This is a genomic window from Rhizobium sp. O111 (genome assembly GCF_055616315.1).
This window is the reverse complement of sequence record NZ_JBSHXL010000001.1, coordinates 2014839-2036348: the sequence shown is the minus strand read 5'-3', so window position 1 is coordinate 2036348 and position 21510 is coordinate 2014839. Positions and strand designations below refer to the sequence as shown.

The window sequence follows — 21510 nt, the reverse complement described above, 5'->3', positions numbered from 1 at the left end:
GGATCTAAGCCATCACGCCCTTGAGGGTCTTGAACGTTTGTGCACGGAGCCGGGTGCGGACGGGCGCGCGGTCGCTTCCGGTGCGATTGCACATGGCGCGATTGCGCCTGGGATCGTGACCGCGCCGGCCTTTCCTGGCATCGAGCGCATCGAGGCGCAGTTCGCGGGAAATGCGTTTGAGCCGCATCGTCACGATACTTATGCGCTTGGGGTGACGATCAAGGGCGTGCAGACCTTTTCCTATCGCGGCGAGCGGCGTTTCAGCATGCCGGGGCAGGTGATCGTGCTGCATCCCGACGAAGAGCATGATGGCGGGGCGGGCACGGATCACGGGCTGCAATACCGCATGCTCTACCTGGAGCCGGCGCTGCTCTTCGACTGTCTTGAAGCGGCGCGCATCGGCTTGCCCTTCGTCGATCAGCCTGTCTTCAACGATCCCGTGCTGGCCGGCACGCTTCTGGCGGCGCTCGGTGAGCTCGACCGGGAACTGGACGAGCTCTTCGTCGACGACTTCGTGTCACGCGTGGCGGATGGTCTGGCGCGGCATGCGGGCGCTCCGCCCCGGGCGCTTGGCAGCATTGCCTGGCAGCGCGCGAGGCTGGCGCGGGATTATCTGGAGGCGCATGCGACACGGCCGGTGACGTCGGGCGAGCTGGAGGCGGTGACGGGGCTCGACCGGTTTCAGCTGGCGCGGCATTTCCGGGCGGCATTCGCGACCAGCCCACACCGCTATCTGTTGATGCGGCGGCTCCAGCAGGCGCGCGCGATGATCGGGGGCGGGGAGGCGCTTGCGGAAGTGGCGTTCGCCACAGGCTTTGCCGACCAGAGCCATTTCAACCGGCATTTCAAGAAGGCCTACGGCATGACGCCCGGGCAATGGGCGGGGTTGAGGCGAAATCCCTCTACGCCGGATTTTCCGCAAGGCCGGAGCGCTTGGCGATGAAGCGCGCGAGCATCGGGCCGGTCAACAGGATGATGAGCAGGCGGCCGATCTGCATGGCCATAACGAAGGGCACGTCGACATTGCTGGAGGCGGCGATGATGGCGACGGAATCGGCGCCACCCGGGCTGGTGGCGAGATAGGCGGTCAGCGGATCGACGCCGGCGAAGACATGCAGCGCATAGGCCATGCAGCCGCACAGCGACATCAGGATCAGGATCGAGGCGGTCACGCGCGGCAGGGCGCGGGCGGCATGGGCGATGATCCCGCGCGTGAACCGCAGGCCGATGCTCCAGCCGATCAAGGCATAGCTGATCGCCAGCAGCCACATGGGGAGTTCGATCTTCAGGAGGCCGAGGCCCTGCAGCAGCGAGCCCGTGAACAGCGAGACGATGATGGTGCCGCCGGGAATGCGGAAGCGCGTGGCGCAATAGGCCGAGAGACAGGTGAGCGCGACGGTTGCGGCCAGGGCCGGCCAGTCGATCGGCGGAAACAGGATGAGCGGCGGCGGCTCGCCGCCATCGGCTGCCACCCACAGGCGGGCGACGACGGAGGCGGCGACGGCCACGAAGACGACGCGCAGATATTGCATGAAGGCGACGAGGCGCGCATCGGCGCCATAGGCTTCCGACATGACGACCATGGCCGCCGCGGCGCCCGGCGATGAGCCCCAGACCGCCGTCGTGCCCGGCAGCACCTGCCAGCGGGTCAAGAGCCAGCCGAGCAGGCCCGCGGCGGCGATGACGGCGAAGATCATGGAGAGGAAGAGGGGGGCGTCGCTCGCCATCGTCTGCAGGATATCGACGGTGATGGCACGGGCCATCATGAAGCCGACCAGCGCCTGGCCGAAAAGCAGCGGCCAGCGCGGGACACGCAGCGAGCCTTTGCCGACCGAGACGGCGAGCAGGATCGCGGCGACCATCGGGCCGATCAGCAGCGAGGCGGGCAGGCCGAGCATTTCCAGGCCAACGACAAGAATGGTGGAGAGGGCGAGCAGCAAAGCCCAGCGCGGCAGGCTGGCGGTTCGGAACTGGCGGCTGGCGTCTTTCAACGGCTTATCCGATGCATGTCTTGCCAATGCTGATGACGGGTCGATGCGACGTCTGGGGGAGCGGCAGAGGCTTTGCTGGAAAATCGGCGGGCGCCGATGGCGTGCCGTGGATATAGGCGCGGGCGGGGCCGGGGGTCAATTGCGAATTCTTGGGCTTTTACATCCTGACGTTAGCGGCGAGGAAATCGAGGAGCGCGCGCACCCGCGCCGGCAGCGGGCCGCCCTGGCCGATATAGACGGCGTGGAATTCCTCGGTGTCGTGGGGATTGAGGTCTTCGAGAAGCGGGATCAGGCGGCCGGCCTCGATATCGGCGCGAACGGTGAAGCGGGCGAGGCGGCCGAGGCCGGCGCCCGACAAGGCCATGTGCCGCATCGCCTCGCCATCGGCGACCTGGATGCCCGGCGTGAGAGGTAGCCGCATGACGTCGCCGGCATCGCGCATCGGCCATCCCTCGACGCTGCGGGCATAGGAGAGGCCGATGCGGCGGTGGTGTTCGAGATCGGACACGGTGGCGGGTGTGCCGTGTGTTTCCAGGTAAGCGGGCGAGGCGACGATGACCATGTCCGTCGCCCCAAGCTTGCGGGCGATCAGCGTCGAGCTTTTCAGCGGTCCGGCGCGGATGGCGACATCGGCGCGGTCGTCGAGCAGGTCGACGACCTTGTCGGTGTGGGAGATATCGAGCGTGATCCTGGGGTGCAGCGCGAGGAAGCCCGAGACGAGCGGCGCCAGGATGTGATTGCCGAAGGAGGCGCTGGTGTTGATTCGGACCGGACCGGCGGCAAGTTCTCCAGATGATGCGGAACGCTCAGCTTCGGCGATATCGGCGAGAATGGTGACGCTGCGCTCATAAAAGGCGCAGCCTTCGGGGGTCAGTTGCAGCTTGCGGGTGGAGCGGTTGACGAGGCGGGCGCCGAGCCGGGCTTCCAGCCGCGCGACCAGCTTGCTGACGGCCGACGGCGTCATACGGCAGGCGTGGGCGGCGGCGGTGAAGCCGCCCAGTTCGACGGCGCGGACGAAGACTTCCATCTCTCCGGAGCGGTTAATGTCCTGTCTGCTCATGATGACTTCAATTCATGAATTGTGTGCCTGAAGGCAATCTATTTCATCGCGTGTGGAGTGTCTATCTCTAGTGAAACAACAGGAGACTTGCCATGGAATACAGACAGCTTGGTGCATCCGGCCTTCGCGTGCCGGTGTTGAGTTTCGGCGCGGGCACGTTCGGCGGATCGGGGCCGCTGTTCGGTGCCTGGGGCAACACGACGGGCGCCGAGGCGTCGCGGATGGTGGATATCGCGATCGAGGCGGGAGTGACGCTGTTCGATACCGCCGACGTCTATTCGGCGGGTGCGTCCGAGGAGGTGCTTGGCCATGCGATCAAGGGCAGGCGCGATCAGGTGTTGATCTCGACCAAGACCGCGCTTCCTGTCGGTGACGGACCCGGGGATTGGGGGACGTCGCGTGCTAGGCTGTTGCGGGCGACGGATGCGGCGTTGAAGCGGTTGGGCACCGATTATATCGACCTGCTGCAGCTGCACGCCTTCGACGCATCGACGCCGATGGAGGAGGTGCTGTCGACGCTGGATCAGCTGATTGATGCCGGGAAGGTCCGCTATATCGGCGTTTCCAACTTCTCCGGATGGCAGCTGATGAAATCGCTCGGCGTCTCCTCTCAGCATGGCTATCCGCGCTATGTGGCGCATCAGGTCTATTACTCGCTGGCCGGCCGCGACTACGAGTGGGAGCTGATGCCGCTTGGCGCCAACCAGGGTGTGGGAGCGCTGGTGTGGAGCCCGCTTGCCTGGGGGCGGTTGACCGGGAAGATCAGGCGCGGGCAGCCGCTGCCTGAAGGAAGCCGGCTGCACCAGACGGCGGAATACGGGCCTCCCGTCGACGATGAGAAGCTCTACGATATCGTCGATGCGCTCGACATCGTGGCCGAGGAGACCGGCAAGACCGTGCCGCAGATCGCGCTCAACTGGCTGATCGGCCGCCCGACGGTATCAAGCGTGATCATCGGCGCGCGTAATGAGGAGCAGCTGCGGCAGAACCTCGGTGCTGTCGGCTGGTCGCTGTCGAAAGAGCAGGTCGAGCGGCTCGACAAGGCGAGTGCCGTCAGCGCGCCCTATCCGTATTTTCCGTATCAGCGGCAGGAGGGTTTCGCGCGATTGAACCCGCCGCTCGTCTGAGCTCGGCAATGGCCGTACCGCTGCGGCTATTCTGCTACTAGACAGCCGCCATCTCTTGTCTCATACCAACGTGCCCTCGGGCAACGACGGTAAGGAGATCAAAGAGATGGCGCTCAAAGACGCAAAGGCCGGCACACGCAACGAGGCGGGTATCGCCAGCGTTCTCGGCATCCTGAAACAGAGCTTCGGCGAGCGCTTCCAGACCGGCCAGTCGTTTCGCGAGCAGCATGCGCACACGACCACCTACATTCCCTCGCAGCTGCCCGATGGCGTGCTCTTTGCCGAGAGCGCCGATGATGTGAAGGCGGTCGTCAAGGTCTGCGCCGAGCACAAGGTTCCTGTCATCGGCTTTGGTACTGGTTCGTCGCTGGAAGGGCAGGTCAATGCGCCGAATGGCGGCATTTCGATCGATTTCAGCCGGATGAACCGCGTGCTCGAGGTCAATATGGAAGACCTCGACTGCACCGTCGAGCCGGGCGTCACCCGCGAAGACCTGAACACCTATCTGCGCGATACCGGCCTGTTCTTCCCGATCGATCCCGGCGCCAACGCCTCGATCGGCGGGATGACGGCGACGCGGGCATCCGGCACCAATGCGGTGCGCTACGGCACGATGAAGGACAACGTGCTCTCCGTGACCGCCGTTACCGCCAATGGCGAGGAAATCCGTACGGCGCGCCGCGCCCGCAAATCCTCGGCCGGCTATGACCTGACGCGGCTTTTCGTCGGCTCCGAGGGTACGCTTGGGATCCTGACCTCGGTGACGCTTCGCCTGCAGGGCATTCCGCAGAAGATCGGCGGCGGCGTCTGTGCGTTTCCGACGGTGCGTGCCGCTTGCGACGCGGTGATCATGACGATCCAGATGGGCGTGCCCGTCGCGCGCATCGAGCTTCTCGACGCCCTGCAGATCCGCGCCTGCAACGCCTATTCGAAACTGAACTACGACGAGAAGCCGACGCTGTTCGTCGAGTTCCACGGCACCGACGAAACCGTCGCGCTGCAATCGGCGCAGTTCGGCGAGATCGCGGCGGAATGCGGGGGCGGCGAGTTCGCCTGGACCGTCAACGCTGAAGAGCGCAGCAAGCTCTGGAAAGCCCGCCACGATGCCTATTGGGCTTCGCGCGCGCTAGCGCCGGAGATGGCGGCGCTGTCGACCGACGTCTGCGTGCCGATCTCGCGCCTGGCCGATTGCATCGGCGAGACGCAGGCCGATATCGAGGAGCATGGGTTGCTGGCGATGATCGTCGGCCATGCCGGCGACGGGAACTTTCACGTCCTCTTGCTGTTCGATGACAAGACGGAGGCGGGGATCGCCGTTGCCGAGGGCTTCGTGTCGCGGCTCAACAAGCGGGCGCTTGAAATGGACGGCACCTGCACCGGCGAACATGGTATCGGCCAGGGCAAGATGGCGTTTCTCGAAGAGGAGCTTGGGGGCGCTGTCGACATGATGCGCCAGGTCAAGCATGCGCTGGACCCGGATAACATCTTCAATCCGGGCAAGATTTTCCATTCTGCCTGAAAATCAACACTCTGTTTTGATCTTGGCTTGCTTGCGGCATGAATGCCGATAGGGATTGAGAACAGCGTAGCGAATCGGAGCGCCGCCGGTAAAGCGCGGGCGTAACAAGGAATTGCGCGGTTTGTTGCCTGAAAGCGGCTTCACACGCTTCGGGTTGATGATCTAGGGTCAAAACTCGATCGGGTTTCCTGATCGAGTTTGGCCTTGTGTCCGCGGTGTAGCCCGAATGGAGAATGATTGACTTGGTAGGCCGGTTTCTCGTCGTACTGGGTGGTGTGGTTGTCGTGGCGCTGTTCGTGGCGCTGTTCGCGCCTATGTTCATCGATTGGACGGGCTTCCGACAGAATTTCGAGGATCAGGCCAGCCGCATTATCGGCAAGAAGGTCGTGGTCCACGGCGCGGTCGATGCGCGCCTTTTGCCGTTTCCCTCGGTGACGATGCATGACGTGCGCGTCGGCCAGGAGCAGGACGGCTCGCCGATCGTGCAGGTCGAGCAGTTTTCCATGGATGCGGAACTGGCGCCGTTCCTCTCGGGCGAGGCGCTGATCTTCGACATGCGCGTGGTCAACCCCAAGGTCAAGCTGCGGCTCTTGAAGGACGGTACGCTCGACTGGACGCGCGGCAGCCAGCCGGAAATCCCCGCCAAGACCGTCGTTCTGGAGAACGTGCATGTCAGCGGCGGCGATGTTCAATTCATCGACGATCAATCGGGCCGCACGCGGCTCGTCACCGGAATCAACGCCGAGATGTCGGCGAAATCGCTGGCCGGGCCGTGGCGGATCGAGGGTGACGCGGCGCTTGACGGCGAGCACGGCAACTTCCTCATCTCCAGCAATCAGCTGGACGAGAACGGCGTTCTGAGGATGCGCACCCGGCTGCAGCCGGACAAGCATCCTGTTTCGGTCGATCTCGATGGCGAGCTGAAGCTCGTCGACCGCAAGCCCAACTACCAGGGCACGATGTCGGCGCAGATCGAGCGCACGGGCACCAACCAGGCCAAGGGTACCGACAAGAGCCAGCCGCCGCGGCTGAAGGGCAAGTTCGAGCTTACCAACGAGAGCATCCGCATCCCCGAATACCGTCTCGAGATCGGCGCGGTCGAAGACCCCTATGTGGTGACCGGCGAAGCGACGCTCGATACCGGCGTGAAGCCGCAATTCCTGCTCACGGCCGATGGCCAGCAGATCGACGTCAACCGCATCGGCAACCAGGGCTCCGGCGGCAAGACCTCGCGCGATCCGAGCCTGTCGGCCAAGCAGCGGCTGAACGCGCTGATCCAGATCGTCTCGCAGATCCCGGTGCCGCAGGTGCCCGGCAAGGCGAGCGTGCGGCTTCCGGCGATCGTGGCCGGCGATACCACCATTCGCGACGTACAGCTCGACCTGGAGCCGGCCGGCAGCGGCTGGACGATCGACCACGCCTTCGGCACGCTGCCGGGACGGACGCTCGTCGAGGGCAATGGGCAGCTGACACTGCAGGGCCAGCCATCCTTCAAGGGCGCGATCACCGTCGCCTCGAAGCAGCCGACCGGGCTTGCCTCGTGGCTCTCGGGTGATGTCGATCCGGCGATCCGGTCGCTGCAGCAGGCCGGCTTTTCGGCGAATGTGAATTTGACGCATGAGCGGCAGACGTTCGATGATCTCGAGATCGCGGTCGGTCCGGCGACGCTGAAGGGCAGGCTTGACCGCCAGGCGGTGCCGAACCAGGCGCCGACGCTGGATGTCGCCCTTGCCGGCGATGCGTTGGATCTCGATGCTCTGAGAGCACTGACCGGCCTGTTTACCGGGCAGGATGCGGGTAACAATGTTCTCGACCACAAGATCAAGGCAGAGCTCAAGGCCGACAAGTTCACGGCGTTTGGTGTCGAAGCGGGCGATGTCGAGACGAGCTTCACGATCGCCGACGGGGCGCTCGGGGTGGACAAGCTTTCGGTAAAGAACCTGGCGGGCGCGGAGTTCACGGCAACCGGCCGCGCCGAAGGCTCGCTGCTCGACTACAAGGGCTCGGGCGAGATCACCTTCAAGGCGGCCGATCCCGGTCCGTTCTTCACGATGCTTAAGCAGAAACTGCCGCAGCACCCCGTCATGGACCGGCTGGTGCGCAATGCGGCCTGGTACACGAATACGGCGCTGCGCGGCGCCGTCACGCTTGGCGGTGATCAGGGCGATGGCCTCTCGGTGACGCTGGCCGGTGTCGCCAATGGCAGCCGCGTGAACCTCGATTACCGCATGTCCGACCTTCTGGCGCTGACCGGCAAGGGCACAACGAGCCTCGAGGCGACGCTTGAAAACAATGTGACCTCGGTGCTGTTCGGCCAGGCGGGGCTTGATCCGTTGCCTGTCGATGCGGATGCCAACGGCCGCATGACGCTGAAGGTGCAGGCGGAGGGGACCGATCCGGCCGACGCCAACCTGACATTTGCCACGGACCGCACCTCGTTTACAGCCGCCGGGAAGGTCGATATCCGGCCGCAGAGCTTCATGAACGGGCAGCTGGCGCTGTCGCTGGAGAGCGCCGATCTCGACCCCTATCTGGTCATGAATGGCATCGGCGTGCCGCAGATGGGCACCGGGCTGCCGTTCAAGCTGACGACGACGGCGGCGATCGATGGCGACAAGGTCGCTTTCGGCAACATCGCCGGCCATGCGGCGGACAATGAATTCACCGGTGCCATGACGCTGGATCGCAAGGCCGAGCGGACGACGGCCTCGGGCGAACTTGCCCTGACGAAGGCCGATGCCACCTGGCTTGGCGAGGCGGTCTATGGGCCGATGACGGATCCCGCGAATGGCAATCTGCTCGCGGCGCCGCTCGGCATTCCCGTGTTCAAGGACATGGATGTCAACCTGAAGCTTAACGCCAAGCAGTTCTGGCTCGGCTGGTCGAACCCGATCACCGACTTCACCTCCAACGTCGCCTACAAGGGTGACGAGCTGCAGCTGAACGACATGAAAGGCAATTGGGACGGCGGCACTGTTGATGCCAATGTGAAGTTCACCAATGCCGATGGAACCGGTTTCCTGCAGACCAAGCTTGCGCTTGCCGATGCCGATCTCGGCGGCGTCGTCTGGCAGCGGGATGGCGGTTCGCCTGTGGCCAGCGGCAAGTTCGGGCTGGCGCTGTCGATGGAAGCGTCGGGCAAGTCGATGAAGGATATCGCAAGTTCGCTCAACGGTTCCGGCGAGATGAAGCTGGGTGATACCAGCGTGCGCGGTCTCAATCTCGGCATGCTGGCGCCGCTTCTTTCGGCGACCGACCCGATGCAGGATCAGCTGAACGCAGGCAAGGTGCATCCGATCGTCGAGACGCTGCTCAACAATGGCGAGGCGAAGCTGCCGGCGACGGCGGTGCCTTTCAATGTGACAGACGGGGTGCTGAGGGTTCAGAACGTGACTGTCGCCACCGACCAGGCGACGCTAACAGGCAATGCGCAGATCGACCTGCCGCAGGAGCGGATCAACGCGTCGCTCGACATCAACCTCAATCCGATGGGCGAGGCGCTGACCGGTGCCGACCCGTCGATCCGGCTCGATTTCTCCGGCGTTCTTGGATCGCCGGGCCGGGTGATGGATGTCACCGATATCACCGGCTACCTCTCTCTGCGCGCCTTCGAGCGCGAGCGTCGGCGGGTCGAGAAGCTGCAGTCGAACGTTCTCGAACAGCAGAGGCTGCGCCGCGAAGTGTCGCTCGCCAAGTTCAACGATCAGGAGCGCGAGAAGGCCGCTGCGATCGAGGCACAGCGCAAGGCGGAAGAGGAGCGGCTGAGGCTGCTTGCGACACAGCAGGCCGAGCGCGACCAGGCGGTAGCAGCCGCCAAGGCCGAGGCGCAAGCCAAGGCGCAGGCGGAAGCCGCCGCCAAAGCCAAGGCGGAAGCGGATGCCAAGGCCGCGGCCGAGGCGGCGCGCCGGGCGCAGGAGCAGCTGATCACGCCGCCGCAGAACTCGCTGAACTTCAATACGGTGCCCGGATTGCCGGGCGTGCAGGTTCCGCAATAGCGTCTTGCGCTGCCGGTGCCGGCTGTGGGTGAGGTCTCAGCGCTGCTGGCCGGCGCGGGCGACGATATCGTCGACGAAGGCGGCCTTGGCGGCGGTGTAGCCGTCGCCGTCATATTCGAAGTCGTGAGCCAACTTGAGCTTCAGCGCTTGGTAGTCGGCGGCGGCTTGCGGGTGGGTTCTCAGATAATCGCGAAACTGCATGCGCCGGTGGTGCGTGTCGTGGCCTTCGGGGCATAGGTATATCCTCTGCTTGGGTGCTGCGGTGCGCTTCATGAAGGCGAAGATATCCGCGTCGTAGCGATTGCCGCGCGGCTCGTAGCCGGCCGCTTCCATCAGCGGGCAGGCGTCGATCACGTCGGCTGCGGTGGGCATTATCACATCGATATCGATCAGCGGCTTGGCGGCCATACCCGGGATCGAGGTGCTGCCGATATGATGGATGTCGAGTGCGCGATTGCCCAGCAGGGTTTTCAGGATGGCGGCGATTTCGCGGAAGCGTGCCGGCCATGCCGTGTCATAGGGGACGATCTCAACGCGCTCCGGCATCCGCTGTTTCCCTGTCGCCGTCCTGGCCCTCCGGTAGTGCAGTGCCCATCGCTTTCAGCCAGGCGAGCACGTGGAGACGCAGTGCCGAGGAGAGGTTGCTGTCGGCGTCTCTGTTGTCGTCGATTTCGGAGATCAGGCCGGCGAGCGGGATGGTGCGGGCGGCGGCGATGGCGGTGAGCTCGGTCCAAAACTCGTCTTCCAGAGACAGGCTGGTGCGGTGGCCGTGCAGCGTGATCGAGTGCTTGCGGATCATTGCGCGTCGTGTTCGGAAAATGATTCCGCAAACGCACACAAGGGATTGATCGCGCAGTCTTTTTCGCGGTTGCGCGCAGTCATTCGGCGTCGTCGTTCTTGTCGATGCGGCCCTGGTCGTGAGCGCGCTCGGCCTTGTCGTTTAAAGCCTTGGTGAGCTGCTTTTCCTGCTTGGTGCGGCCGAATGAGATCCGGTTCTGCTCGGCCTGCTTCTCCTTGTCGGAGCGGGCCTGCTTCTTCTTGAACTGGCGGAGATTGACGATTTCGGCGCTCACGGGACACCTACAATATAAGAACAGGCGATATGAAAAAGGGAAGCGATTGCTTCCCTTTGGTTCTTACTGCTTCTTGCGGAAGGCGTCGAGAGAGACGACCGATCCGGCTTTCTTCTCGTCGCCGTCGGCAGGCTTTGCCGCCGCGTCTTCGGTCTTTTCCGCCTTTTCGGGGGCGACCGGGTAGGCGGTGATCTCGGCTTCCGGCAGTTCGTCGCTATCGGCCAGCGGCACGTCGAACTCGAGCTCGAAATTGACCGACGGATCGTAGAAGCCGCGGATGGCGTTGAATGGGATGAAGAGCTTTTCCGGAACGTCGGAGAAGGAGAGGCCGATCTCGAAGCTCGATTCGGTGACCTTCATTTCCCAGAACTGGTGCTGGATGACGATGGTCATCTGCTCGGGATACTTGGACTTCAGGGCCTGCGAGATGCGAACGCCGGGAGCGCCGGTCAGAAAGGTGATGAAAAAGTGATGCTCGCCCGGCAGGCGGCCGGTTGCCGCAACTTCCGACAAAACCTTGCGGATGACGCCGCGAAGCGCGTCCTGTGCCAGAATGTCGTACCGGATATGATCCTGCCCCATGCTTTCCCTGTCTTTCTTTCGTCCGTACGTCTGTTCCAAGCCTATATGCCATGCTCAAGCGGCTTGGAAAAGCCCGCAGCCGAGTCATGCTTTCGCAAATCATACATGATTTGAGCTTGGGGGAGAAGGTGAAGGCTTCTGTTGCCAGGTGCCTTCGGACCCCGCCTTAAGGTGCGAACCTTCAGGACTTAATTTGAAGTGTCACACCGCGATTAAGCAGCGAGACGAGCTTCCGCATAGTTGTCGTTTGCAACTACAATTTTAGCCCGATAACGGCGGTACAATGCCGAGCAAAAAGACGATCTTTACACCCTTGTCGATCCTGTTTCGCCCCCATCAAAAGCCGGCCATCTCTTTGTAAGGCCGCCGGTTTTTGGTGGAGGCGCCGGGTACCGCCCCCGGGTCCAATAGGCTTATTACACCGCTCATTTATCGCCATAGCCAATCCGAAGACTGGCAAGCGTGATATAGTGTTTTCCTGAGCGCATGGGAAGAGCCATCGTCACAAAAGCATCGTGGTCTTTCAAGGAATCACCGGGAAAAACACGGGGGCGTGATTGGTTTTGCCGGTCGATGGGCTTAAATATGGGAAAAATGGAATCGGCGGCGGGCGATGAAGCAATATCTCGATCTCTTGAACCACGTGATGGAAACCGGAACCGACCGCGGCGACCGGACCGGAACCGGCACGCGTTCGGTGTTCGGCTACCAGATGCGCTTCGATCTGCAGGAGGGCTTTCCGGTCCTCACGACAAAGAAGCTGCACCTGCGCTCGATCATCCATGAGCTCCTGTGGTTCCTGAAGGGCGATACCAATATCGCCTATCTCAAGGAGCATGGTGTCTCGATCTGGGACGAGTGGGCCGACGAGAAGGGCGATCTCGGCCCTGTCTATGGCGCGCAGTGGCGCTCCTGGCCGGCGCCCGATGGCGGGCATATCGACCAGATCGCCAACCTGGTGTCCGGCCTGATCAAGAACCCGAATTCGCGCCGCCACATCGTTTCGGCCTGGAATCCCGCCGAAGTCGACAACATGGCGCTGCCGCCGTGCCACTGCCTGTTCCAGTTCTATGTGGCCGACGGCAAGCTGTCGTGCCAACTCTATCAGCGTTCGGCGGACGTATTCTTGGGCGTGCCCTTCAATATCGCCTCCTACGCGCTGCTGACGATGATGGTCGCGCAGGTGACCGGTCTGAAGCTCGGCGACTTCGTGCACACGCTTGGCGACACGCATATCTACCATAACCACTTCGAGCAGGCGAAGCTGCAGCTGACGCGCAAGCCGAAGCCGATGCCGTTCATGCGCATCAATCCCGAGGTGAAGGACATCTTCGGTTTCAAATTCGAGGATTTCGAGCTGGTCGGCTACGAGGCCGATGCCAGCATCAAGGCGCCGATCGCGGTCTGATTAAGGGGTCTCATGTCCGATATCCGCAAGACGATCGTGGTTGCCGCTGCGCGCAACGGCATCATCGGCCGGGACGGCGACATGCCATGGCGGCTTTCGACCGATCTGAAGCGGTTCAAGGCGCTGACAACAGGCAAACCCGTGATCATGGGGCGCAAGACCTATGATTCGATCGGCCGCCCGCTGCCGGGACGGCCGAATGTGGTGATCTCGCGTTCGACGGTCATCGATCACCCCGATGTCCGCACCGTCGGATCGCTCGACGAGGCGGTGGCGCTGGCCGAGAGGCTAGCGGTGGAAACCGGCGTGGACGAGATCTGCATCATCGGTGGCGGGCAGATCTACGGCCAGGCGATCGATATCGCCGATCGTCTCTGCGTGACGCATGTCGAGACCGATGTGGACGGCGATACGTCGTTTCCCGCGATCGATCCCGCGATCTGGCGTGCCGGCGAGACCCTTAGCGTGCCAGCGGGCGAGAAGGATACCTATCCGACCCGCTACGTCGTTTATGACAGGCGCTAAGCGGCGAAAAGAAACTATTTTCCAATAAACATTGCCAAGTTCCTCATGCTGCGTTGAAAGCCGATGCAGCGATACCTATAACGGTTTCGAGCGCGAATATCCGTCGCCCCCGTGGGTTAAGCGATCGCAGAGTGTAACGAACAACGAGGTTTTGATGCCCTGGAGCAATCAGAATGGCGGCGGCGGCCCTTGGGGCGGCGGCGGCGGTGGAGGAAATAATCAGGGACCATGGGGGCAGGGGCCGAACCGTCCACGCGGTGGTGGTGGCGGCGGAAAGGGCGGACCTCCCGATCTGGAAGACATGATCCGTCGTGGTCAGGACCGGCTGCGCGGCGTCGTGCCCGGCGGGTTCAACACCGGCGTTCTCTTGATCGTCGCGGCTGTCATCGTGGCTTTCTGGCTTTTCCAGTGCATTTACATCGTCCAGCCGGACGAGCGCGGCGTGGAACTGCGTTTCGGTAATCCGAAGCAGGAAGTGGCCGCACCGGGCCTGCATTTCCACCTGTGGCCGATGGAAACGGTCGAAATCGTCAAGGTCACGGTTCAGCAGCAGAATATCGGCGCGACGTCGTCTTCTTCGTCGAACGGCCTGATGCTGTCTGGTGACCAGAACATCCTCAACGTCCAGTTCTCGGTGTTCTTCACCGTGACGGATCCGAAGGCCTATCTCTTCAACGTCGAGAACCCGGCAGAAACGCTGCAGCAGGTCGCCGAAAGCGCCATGCGCGAAGTCGTCGGCCGTCGTCCTGCCCAGGACGCGTTCCGTGACAATCGTCAGCCGATCGAAACCGAAGTGGCCGCCATCGTGCAGGGCACGATGGATCGCTACAAGAGCGGTATCTCGATCAATGCGATCACCATCCAGGACGTCGCGCCGCCGCGTGAAGTCGCCGATGCCTTCGAAGAAGTGCAGCGTGCCGACCAGGACAAGCAGCGCCTCGTCGAGGAAGCGAACCAGTATGCCAACCAGAAGCTCGGTCAGGCCCGCGGTGACGCGGCGCAGATCCGCGAAGCGGCTGCCGCATACAAGGATCGCGTCGTGAAGGAAGCGGAAGGTGAGGCGCAGCGCTTCAGTTCCGTCAACGACGAATACACGAAGGCTCCCGAAGTGACCCGCAAGCGTTTGTTCCTGGAAACCATGGAACAGGTGCTGAAGAACTCCAAGAAGGTCATCATCGATGAGAAGCAGGGGGTTGTGCCCTATCTGCCGCTCAACGAAATCGGCAAACCGGCGCAGCAGGGAGGTTGATCCATGACGTCGAATAAACTTCCCATCTTTCTCGTCGTCTTCGCCGTGGTTCTCATGGTGCTCTACTCGTCGATCTTCGTGGTCAACGCGCGTGAGCAGGCGATCGTCGTCCGCTTCGGTCAGATCCAGTCGGTGAAGACCGAGCCCGGCATCTACTTCAAGCTGCCGTTCACCTTCATGGATGCCGATCGCGTCCAGATCGTCGAGAAGCAGGCGCTTCGCTTCGACCTCGACAACATCCGCGTGCAGGTTCGCGGTGGCGCGACATTCGATGTCGATGCCTTCGTGATCTACGACATCCGCGACGTTCGCCGCTTCCGCGAAACGGTATCGGGCGATCGCGAATCCGCCGAAGCACGTCTCCGCACGCAGCTCGATTCGTCGCTGCGCCGCGTCTACGGTCTGCGTGATTTCGATGCCGCTCTTTCCGAAGAGCGCGTAGCGATGATGCTCGAGGTGCGTGACGATCTGCACAAGGATGCCGAGGCGCTTGGCCTCAACATCCAGGACGTGCGCATTCGCCGTACGGATCTGACGCGCGAAGTCGCGCCGAAGACCTATGACCGCATGCGCGCCGAGCGTCTTGCCGAAGCCGAACTCCTGCGCGCGCAGGGTGGCGAAGAAGGTCAGCGCCGTCGCGCCATCGCCGACAGACAGGTTGTCGAAATCACCGCCGAAGCGCAGCGTGATTCCGAAATCCTGCGCGGTGAGGGCGAAGCGGAACGCAGCAGGCTCTTCGCCGACGCGTTCAACAAGAACCCCGCGTTCTTCGAGTTCTACCGCTCGATGGCGGCCTACACCACGGCCATGTCCTCGCAGGACACGACGCTGGTGCTCTCGCCGGACACGGACTTCTTCCGCTACTTCAACAGCGCGACCGGCCAGCCCGGCCAGGTTCCGTCGGCAGCACCAAGCCTGCCTCCGGTTCCGGCAGCGCCGGCGAACTGATCGACTTGATCTGAAGACCTATCGGGGCCGGCATCTTGCCGGCCCCTTTATTTTATGGGGATTTCACCGCGGTTCCCTGAGTTCACGAACACCCCACGCAGATTGCACGGGATTTCGCGAAAAGGTGATTTCACCCTCCATCATTACGCCTTATGCTCATGATCAGAGTGCGTTTTTGACACACATGAGGATGCTTGATGGCCCCCACGATCCGCCCGACCTTCAGACGATCGCTCGCGCTTCTGGCCGGGGCAGCAATGCTGGCTAATGTCGGCTTTGCCGGGGTTGTTCATGCACAGACCACGCCGCCGACCAATGGTCCGGCGTCGGTTGCCGATCTCGCGGAAGGACTGCTCGACGCGGTCGTGAACATCTCGACATCGCAGAACGTCAAGGACGACGAGGGTGCCGGTCCGGCACCGCGCGCGCCCGACGGATCGCCGTTCCAGGAGTTCTTCAACGACTTCTTCAACAAGCAGAAGGGCAAGCCCGGCGGCAACCACAATGTCAGCTCGCTCGGCTCCGGCTTCGTCATCGATCCGCAGGGCTTCATCGTCACCAACAACCACGTGATCGAAGGCGCCGACGATATCGAGGTGAACTTCGCCGACGGTAGCAAGCTCAAGGCGAAGCTGATCGGCACCGACACCAAGACCGACCTCTCGGTGCTGAAGGTCGAGCCGAAGGCGCCGCTCAAGTTCGTCAAGTTCGGCGATTCCAGCGGCATGCGCATCGGCGACTGGGTGATGGCGATCGGCAACCCGTTCGGCTTCGGTGGATCTGTGACCGTCGGCATCATCTCTGGGCGCGGACGCAACATCAACGCCGGGCCCTACGACAACTTCATCCAGACGGATGCGGCGATCAACAAGGGCAATTCCGGCGGCCCGCTCTTCAACATGAAGGGTGAGGTTATCGGCATCAACACGGCGATCATCTCGCCGAGCGGCGGCTCGATCGGCATCGGTTTCTCGGTGCCGTCGGAACTCGCGGCCGGCGTCGTGCAGCAGCTGCGCGACTTCGGCGAGACGCGTCGCGGCTGGCTCGGCGTTCGCATCCAGCCTGTCACCGACGACGTGGCCGACAGCCTTGGCCTCTCGAGCGCCAGGGGCGCTCTGGTCGCGGGTGTCATCAAGGGCGGCCCTGTCGACGACGGCTCGATCAAGGCTGGCGACGTGATCCTGAAATTCGACGGCAAGGCCGTCAACGAGATGCGCGACCTGCCGCGCGTGGTGGCTGAAAGCCCCGTCGGCAAGGCGGTCGATGTCGTGGTGCTGCGCGATGGCAAGGAGCAGACCGTGAAGGTGACGCTCGGCCGTCTCGAAGACAGCGACCAGGCGGCGGCGGACAGTTCTGACAGCAACGGCGGCGTGATCAACCCGGATCCGCAGGAAAACCAGGACATGGATGAGCCCGACAGCGATCAGGCCCAGCCTATGCCCGACGGCAAGGGCAAGCCAGCCCAGCCGGCGCCTGATGTCGGTGACGCGAAGAACGTGCTCGGCCTGTCGCTATCGGCGCTCAATGCAGATAACCGCAAGAGCTTCGGCATCGCCGAGAGCGTCGACGGCGTTCTCGTCTCCGAGGTCAAGCCGGGCTCGCTTGCGGCCGAAAAGGGTCTGAAGGCCGGCGACGTGATTGTCGAAGTGGCGCAGGAATTCATGCGGTCGCCGGAGACCGTCGTCGCCAAGGTGCAGTCGCTGAAGCAGGAAGGCCGCCGCAACGCGCAGATGATGATCGCATCGGCGAATGGCGACCTGCGGTTTGTCGCGGTGCCGATGGAGTAGGGCGGGGCGTCAGCCAATCTAGCTATGAATATCTGAAAGCCGGACCCCAGTGGTCCGGTTTCTGTTTTAAACCGTCACGAAATCCGTCTTGCGGTAGCCCTGGATGTAGAGAAGGGCACTGAGGTCGGCGTGGTTGATCTGGATCTTCGCTTCAGCGGCGACGGCGGGTTTGGCGTGGAGGGCGACGCCGGCGCCGGCGAGATGCAGCATGCCGAGATCGTTGGCGCCATCGCCGACGGCCATCGCCTCTTCAGGGGAGATGCCGAGTTTCTTGGAGATATCCTCGAGCGCATCGACCTTCGCCTGCTTGCCGAGGATCGGCTCGGCGACGAAGCCGGTGAGGTGGCCGTTTTCCTCGAGAAGGATATTGGCGCGGTTCTCGTCGAAACCGAGCGTTGCGGCGATGCGGCTGGTGAAGACGGTGAAGCCGCCGGAGACGAGGGCGGTGTAATAGCCCTTCGCCTTCATCGTCGCGATCAGTTCCATGCCACCCGGCGTCAGCGTGATCCGCTTGGCGATCACCTCGTCGACGACCGAGATCGGCAGGCCCTTCAGGAGCGCGACGCGTTCGCGCAGGGCGGGCTCGAAGGCGATCTCGCCGTTCATGGCGCGGGCGGTGATCGCGGCCACCTTGTCCTTGAGGCCGACTTCGGCTGCCAGTTCGTCGATGCACTCCTGGCCGATCATGGTCGAATCCATGTCGGCGATCAAAAGCTTCTTGCGGCGCGTGTCCTGATCCTGGATGACGAGATCGATCGGGGCGCTGCCGATGACGGATGTTATCGCGGCGTGGGCGGCCGTCGCATCGGTGCCGTCGCGCAGCGCGATATCGCAGGCTACTCCGTCGGCCAGCCAGTAGAGGCCGGATGCCTTGGCGGCGTCGGCGGCCTTCTCGGCGATGGCGGCTGTCAGAACAGGATTTGACGGATTGGCAACAAGCGTGGCAACGAGAGCCATGATGGAAAACCTTCTGAACGCAATGGACGCGATCCTGATAACCGGGCCGACGGCCAGCGGCAAGTCCGCGCTGGCCGTTGAGCTTGCGAAACGTCACGATGGCGTCGTGATCAATGCCGACAGCATGCAGGTCTACGACACGCTGCGGGTGCTGACGGCGCGGCCGTCGGACGAGGATATGCAGGGCGTGCCGCATTATCTCTACGGCCACGTGCCCGCCGCGACCGCCTATTCGACCGGCGCCTGGCTGCGTGATGTCACCGAACTTCTGCCGCAACTGCGGGCGGAGGGGCGCCTGCCTGTCTTCGTCGGTGGAACGGGGCTCTATTTCAAGGCGCTGACCGGTGGGCTGTCCGACATGCCCGCGATCCCCGAGGATATCCGCACGCGGCTCAGGGCGCGGCTGATCGACGAAGGGGGCGCGGTGCTTCATGCGGAGCTTGCGGCGCGCGATGCCGATGTGGCGGCGACGCTCAATCCCCAGGATGGTCAGCGGATTGTTCGGGCGCTGGAGGTGCTGGAGGCGACGGGGCGGTCGATCGCCGAGCTGCAGGGGCGGTCCGGTCCTGTCGTCATCGATCCGGACAGGGCGCGAAAGATCGTGGTGTTGCCCGAGCGCGCGGTGCTGCATGACCGGATCAACCGGCGTTTCGAGCTTATGCTGGCTGAGGGTGCCGCGGATGAGGTCAGCGCGCTCCTGGCGCTGTCGCCTGCACCTGAGATGCCCGTGATGAAGGCGATCGGCGTGTCGCAGATCGCGGCCATGCTTGATGGCGCGATGTCGCGCGAGGATGTGCTGGAAAAGGGAGCGGCTGCGACGCGGCAATATGCCAAGCGGCAGATGACGTGGTTTCGCAACCAGATGGATGATAGCTGGGAGCGGCGGAGCTAAATCGGTCCCGCCTGCTCAATCCTTGTCGTAAAGGCTGCTCAGCGGCTTCTTCAGGATGCTCTCGCGCAGTGACACGCCGGGTTCGCGACGAATGCTTGTCGGCTGCGCTTGTGGGTCGGCGGGGCGCGGGGCTGGATTTTGTTCGCCGCGCATTTCGCGTCGCAGCGCTTCGAGGCGGCTGTCGATCGAGGTGTCGGCTGCGACGCCGAAGGATTCGCGCGATGATCTCGGCGGTGCTGGCGGTTCGCGCGATACCGGGGCTGATGGCAGCATGTCGCGGCGGTAGGGCTCGATCGGGGCGAGCGGCGGTGTGATCGGGATCGGCGCCGGGATGATCGGCGGATAGACGTCGGCCGCGAAGACCTGGTTGTAGTCCGCGTCCTCTTCTTCCCCGAGGTCGAGGCCGGCGTTCTTGACGCTTTGCTGGAAGGCCGAGATGTCGGGGCCGCTCACCGCGCGCATGCGGGTGACGATCTTGCGCAGGTCGACGTTATCTGGATCTTCCTCGGTGAACTTCGGCGTGGCGCCATTGGCCTTCGGCAGCAGGTCTTCGCTGACGCGCGAGAAGCGCATGCGCATCGGCACGCTGATCGCCTCGCCGAAGGCAATGGCTTCGCCGTTGCCGATCGAGGAGATGAAGCTCGTCGTCGATATCGACGAGTTCGGGATGGCTGAGCGAATGATTTCCTGGTCGCGGTCGTTGGCAAGGCGCATGGCAAACAGCGTCGAGCACTGCGACAGGATGGTCTGGTCGAGTTCGCCCGGGCGCTGCGTGATGATGCCGAGCGACACACCGTATTTGCGGCCTTCCTTGGCGATGCGGGCAATCGCCTGACGGGTCGGGAAGAAGCCGAGCGTGGGGTCCGACGGAATGTAGCGGTGCGCCTCTTCGCAGACGACGAGCATGTGGATGGCGCCATCGCTCCACAGCGCGATTTCGAACGCCATGCGGCACAGCACCGAGGCCACGGAATTCACGACCTCGGAGGGGATGCCCGAGAGCTGGAAGGTGCAGATCGGCTTGTTGTCGCCGGGCACGCGGAAGATCTCGGCCACCGTCTCCATGATCGTGTCCGAGATCGTGTTGTTGGAGAACATGAAGTGGTAGCGCGGGTCGTTGATCGCGGCGATGATGCGCATCTTCAGCGACCGCAGGAACGGCTTTTCTCCGCGCCCTTCCAGGCGGCCGATGCGCTCGTCGATCAGCGCCAAGAGATCGGCCATGCGGTAGGGGACCGGCGTGTCGGCGGTGATCGAGCTCTTTTCGGTGGTGCGGCGAACCAGCGAATTGTCGCTGCCGCGGAAGGCGCGCTTGGCTTCCGGCAGGATGTCGCGCAGCATGTCGAGCTCTTCCGGCACCGGCGTGCGGCCACGGAAAACCACTTCGGCGAATTCTTCCAGGCGCATCAGCCAGAAGGGCAGGTCGAGCGTATCCGTATCGACGACGACGGAGTGCTTGGGGAAGGCGGCGGCGAATTCGTTGTGCGGATCGAGGATCAGGACGCGCAGCTTGGGGTCGGCCTCGATCGCCTTGTGGAGCAGCAGCGATACGGCCGTCGATTTGCCGACGCCGGTTGAGCCGACGATGGCGAAGTGTTTCGAGAGCATGGAGGGGACGTGGATCGATGCATCGATGCTGTCGTCCTGGGTCAGCTTGCCGATGACGGCGGTGGTTCCCGTGCCCGCGTCATAGATGCGCATCAGGTCGGCGGAGCGGATGCGGTGCGCGACGGCGCCGAGATAGGGGTAGCGCGAGATGCCGGTCGAGAATTGCTCCGTACCGTCCTCGTCGACGCGGACCTCGCCGAGCAGCTCGGTCTCGATCTTGAAATAGTTGTCTTCGCCTTCGCCCCAGGCATGTGTGCCCGTGTTCATGGAATAGACGAGCGCCACGACGCGATTGCGACCGACGGTGATCGAGATCAGGCGGCCGACGGACCAGAGCTCGGTGAGGTCTGTGCCGCCGGCTTCGGCGACCGCTGCGATGGTGGCGCGGGACCCGCTGCACGCGACAACGCGGCCGAGGAAACGGTTTCCCGGCGCTAGTACATCGCGGCGGTCATGCTCGCCCGCGCTGCCTGACGTCTGCAAGTCGTTGTTCTGCAAAGGGCTACTCCCTGAGATTGCAGGGCAGGATATTAGCGAACGTTTAATAAAACCTTTGCCGCAAGGGCTTCTGCGGCCATGTTTATTACCGACAGCGCATGCTCGGCTTTTTATTGCTTTAAGCGTTGACGCTGCGAAATTTTCTGTCTATCACTTCCGGCCATGAAGATAGCAGCAATTCTTATTGTGGTGGGACAGCGCATGGGCAGGATGGTGTAACCATCCGGCGATAGCCACCCATGCGCTAGATAACAGGCTCCCCAAGGGGCCTTTTTTTATGCCTGAAATTCA

General features: G+C 63.2%; 18 protein-coding genes and 1 other RNA gene. 10 read left to right on the top strand and 9 right to left on the bottom strand.

The features are described 5' to 3' along the window. Nucleotides 1-85 precede the first annotated feature (85 nt). A complete protein-coding gene (locus ACVTFQ_RS10490) occupies nucleotides 86-943 on the top strand; it encodes an AraC family transcriptional regulator (protein WP_409527946.1) in 858 nt (285 codons plus the stop codon). Here the strand turns inward: ACVTFQ_RS10490 and ACVTFQ_RS10485 are convergent. Then, nucleotides 903-1991, bottom strand: a complete 1089-nt coding sequence (locus ACVTFQ_RS10485) for an AbrB family transcriptional regulator (RefSeq protein ID WP_111562079.1) — start codon at nucleotides 1989-1991, stop codon at nucleotides 903-905. The two genes, ACVTFQ_RS10490 and ACVTFQ_RS10485, sit on opposite strands and share 41 nt — an antisense overlap. A 157-nt stretch (nucleotides 1992-2148) precedes the next feature. Continuing rightward, nucleotides 2149-3051: a LysR family transcriptional regulator gene (locus ACVTFQ_RS10480; RefSeq protein ID WP_111562078.1), complete on the bottom strand. Its 903-nt coding sequence runs from the start codon at nucleotides 3049-3051 to the stop codon at nucleotides 2149-2151. A 92-nt stretch (nucleotides 3052-3143) separates the two neighbouring features. On the opposite strand from ACVTFQ_RS10480, the gene ACVTFQ_RS10475 reads away from it, so the two are divergent. From ACVTFQ_RS10475 to ACVTFQ_RS10465, 3 genes are all read left to right on the top strand, one after another. Then, a complete protein-coding gene (locus ACVTFQ_RS10475) occupies nucleotides 3144-4178 on the top strand; it encodes an aldo/keto reductase (protein ID WP_111562077.1) in 1035 nt (344 codons plus the stop codon). A 106-nt stretch (nucleotides 4179-4284) separates the two neighbouring features. Next, a complete protein-coding gene (locus ACVTFQ_RS10470; protein ID WP_111562076.1) occupies nucleotides 4285-5697 on the top strand; it encodes an FAD-binding oxidoreductase in 1413 nt (470 codons plus the stop codon). Nucleotides 5698-5939: 242 nt separating this feature from the next. Further along, nucleotides 5940-9692: an AsmA family protein gene (locus ACVTFQ_RS10465; protein ID WP_111562075.1), complete on the top strand. Its 3753-nt coding sequence runs from the start codon at nucleotides 5940-5942 to the stop codon at nucleotides 9690-9692. 36 nt (nucleotides 9693-9728) lie between these two features. Here the strand turns inward: ACVTFQ_RS10465 and ACVTFQ_RS10460 are convergent, their stop codons facing one another. The 5 genes from ACVTFQ_RS10460 to ssrA form a co-directional block, all read right to left on the bottom strand. After that, nucleotides 9729-10238, bottom strand: coding sequence for a GrpB family protein (locus ACVTFQ_RS10460; RefSeq protein ID WP_111562074.1), 510 nt, complete (start codon nucleotides 10236-10238; stop codon nucleotides 9729-9731). Next, on the bottom strand, nucleotides 10222-10491 hold the full coding sequence (locus tag ACVTFQ_RS10455) for a ribbon-helix-helix domain-containing protein (protein WP_112436497.1): 270 nt from the start codon (nucleotides 10489-10491) through the stop codon (nucleotides 10222-10224). The genes ACVTFQ_RS10460 and ACVTFQ_RS10455 overlap by 17 nt, the downstream gene beginning before the upstream one ends. A 79-nt stretch (nucleotides 10492-10570) precedes the next feature. Continuing rightward, nucleotides 10571-10765, bottom strand: a complete 195-nt coding sequence (locus ACVTFQ_RS10450; protein WP_018900293.1) for a DUF4169 family protein — start codon at nucleotides 10763-10765, stop codon at nucleotides 10571-10573. 63 nt (nucleotides 10766-10828) lie between these two features. Beyond that, complete coding sequence (locus tag ACVTFQ_RS10445; RefSeq protein WP_018900294.1) at nucleotides 10829-11347, bottom strand: SspB family protein; 519 nt, start codon at nucleotides 11345-11347, stop codon at nucleotides 10829-10831. 127 nt (nucleotides 11348-11474) lie between these two features. Beyond that, nucleotides 11475-11844, bottom strand: a transfer-messenger RNA (tmRNA) gene (ssrA, locus tag ACVTFQ_RS10440). 116 nt (nucleotides 11845-11960) lie between these two features. Between ssrA and ACVTFQ_RS10435 the strand changes: the two genes are divergently transcribed. The 5 genes from ACVTFQ_RS10435 (at nucleotide 11961) to ACVTFQ_RS10415 (ending at nucleotide 17264) form a co-directional block, all read left to right on the top strand. Next, on the top strand, nucleotides 11961-12755 hold the full coding sequence (locus ACVTFQ_RS10435) for a thymidylate synthase (protein WP_111562032.1): 795 nt from the start codon (nucleotides 11961-11963) through the stop codon (nucleotides 12753-12755). A gap of 12 nt (nucleotides 12756-12767) precedes the next feature. Beyond that, the gene (locus ACVTFQ_RS10430) at nucleotides 12768-13280 is read left to right on the top strand and encodes a dihydrofolate reductase (RefSeq protein WP_111562031.1); all 513 of its coding nucleotides are present in this window, start codon (nucleotides 12768-12770) and stop codon (nucleotides 13278-13280) included. A 154-nt stretch (nucleotides 13281-13434) separates the two neighbouring features. Further along, complete coding sequence (gene hflK, locus ACVTFQ_RS10425; protein WP_047505628.1) at nucleotides 13435-14529, top strand: FtsH protease activity modulator HflK; 1095 nt, start codon at nucleotides 13435-13437, stop codon at nucleotides 14527-14529. A gap of 3 nt (nucleotides 14530-14532) precedes the next feature. After that, a complete protein-coding gene (gene hflC, locus ACVTFQ_RS10420; RefSeq protein WP_047505626.1) occupies nucleotides 14533-15477 on the top strand; it encodes a protease modulator HflC in 945 nt (314 codons plus the stop codon). A gap of 197 nt (nucleotides 15478-15674) precedes the next feature. Next, nucleotides 15675-17264, top strand: a complete 1590-nt coding sequence (locus tag ACVTFQ_RS10415) for a DegQ family serine endoprotease (RefSeq protein ID WP_111562030.1) — start codon at nucleotides 15675-15677, stop codon at nucleotides 17262-17264. 66 nt (nucleotides 17265-17330) lie between these two features. Here ACVTFQ_RS10415 and serB read toward each other — a convergent pair whose 3' ends face one another. Further along, nucleotides 17331-18221, bottom strand: a complete 891-nt coding sequence (serB, locus tag ACVTFQ_RS10410; RefSeq protein WP_111562029.1) for a phosphoserine phosphatase SerB — start codon at nucleotides 18219-18221, stop codon at nucleotides 17331-17333. On the opposite strand from serB, the gene miaA reads away from it, so the two are divergent. Then, the gene (miaA, locus tag ACVTFQ_RS10405; protein WP_111562028.1) at nucleotides 18220-19113 is read left to right on the top strand and encodes a tRNA (adenosine(37)-N6)-dimethylallyltransferase MiaA; all 894 of its coding nucleotides are present in this window, start codon (nucleotides 18220-18222) and stop codon (nucleotides 19111-19113) included. The genes serB and miaA overlap by 2 nt on opposite strands. Nucleotides 19114-19128: 15 nt before the next feature. Here miaA and ACVTFQ_RS10400 read toward each other — a convergent pair whose 3' ends face one another. Then, nucleotides 19129-21219, bottom strand: a complete 2091-nt coding sequence (locus tag ACVTFQ_RS10400) for an ATP-binding protein (RefSeq protein ID WP_111562027.1) — start codon at nucleotides 21217-21219, stop codon at nucleotides 19129-19131. Between the last annotated feature and the right edge of the window lie 291 nt (nucleotides 21220-21510).

Coding starts and splice junctions, on each gene's coding strand:
- ACVTFQ_RS10480 (WP_111562078.1), bottom strand. CDS start 3,051: ATGAGCAGACAGGACATTAACCGCTCCGGAGAGATGGAAGTCTTCGTC.
- ACVTFQ_RS10475 (WP_111562077.1), top strand. CDS start 3,144: ATGGAATACAGACAGCTTGGTGCATCCGGCCTTCGCGTGCCGGTGTTG.
- ACVTFQ_RS10470 (WP_111562076.1), top strand. CDS start 4,285: ATGGCGCTCAAAGACGCAAAGGCCGGCACACGCAACGAGGCGGGTATC.
- ACVTFQ_RS10460 (WP_111562074.1), bottom strand. CDS start 10,238: ATGCCGGAGCGCGTTGAGATCGTCCCCTATGACACGGCATGGCCGGCA.
- ACVTFQ_RS10455 (WP_112436497.1), bottom strand. CDS start 10,491: ATGATCCGCAAGCACTCGATCACGCTGCACGGCCACCGCACCAGCCTG.
- ACVTFQ_RS10445 (WP_018900294.1), bottom strand. CDS start 11,347: ATGGGGCAGGATCATATCCGGTACGACATTCTGGCACAGGACGCGCTT.
- ACVTFQ_RS10435 (WP_111562032.1), top strand. CDS start 11,961: ATGAAGCAATATCTCGATCTCTTGAACCACGTGATGGAAACCGGAACC.
- ACVTFQ_RS10430 (WP_111562031.1), top strand. CDS start 12,768: ATGTCCGATATCCGCAAGACGATCGTGGTTGCCGCTGCGCGCAACGGC.
- hflK (WP_047505628.1), top strand. CDS start 13,435: ATGCCCTGGAGCAATCAGAATGGCGGCGGCGGCCCTTGGGGCGGCGGC.
- hflC (WP_047505626.1), top strand. CDS start 14,533: ATGACGTCGAATAAACTTCCCATCTTTCTCGTCGTCTTCGCCGTGGTT.
- ACVTFQ_RS10415 (WP_111562030.1), top strand. CDS start 15,675: ATGGCCCCCACGATCCGCCCGACCTTCAGACGATCGCTCGCGCTTCTG.
- miaA (WP_111562028.1), top strand. CDS start 18,220: ATGATGGAAAACCTTCTGAACGCAATGGACGCGATCCTGATAACCGGG.
- serB (WP_111562029.1), bottom strand. CDS start 18,221: ATGGCTCTCGTTGCCACGCTTGTTGCCAATCCGTCAAATCCTGTTCTG.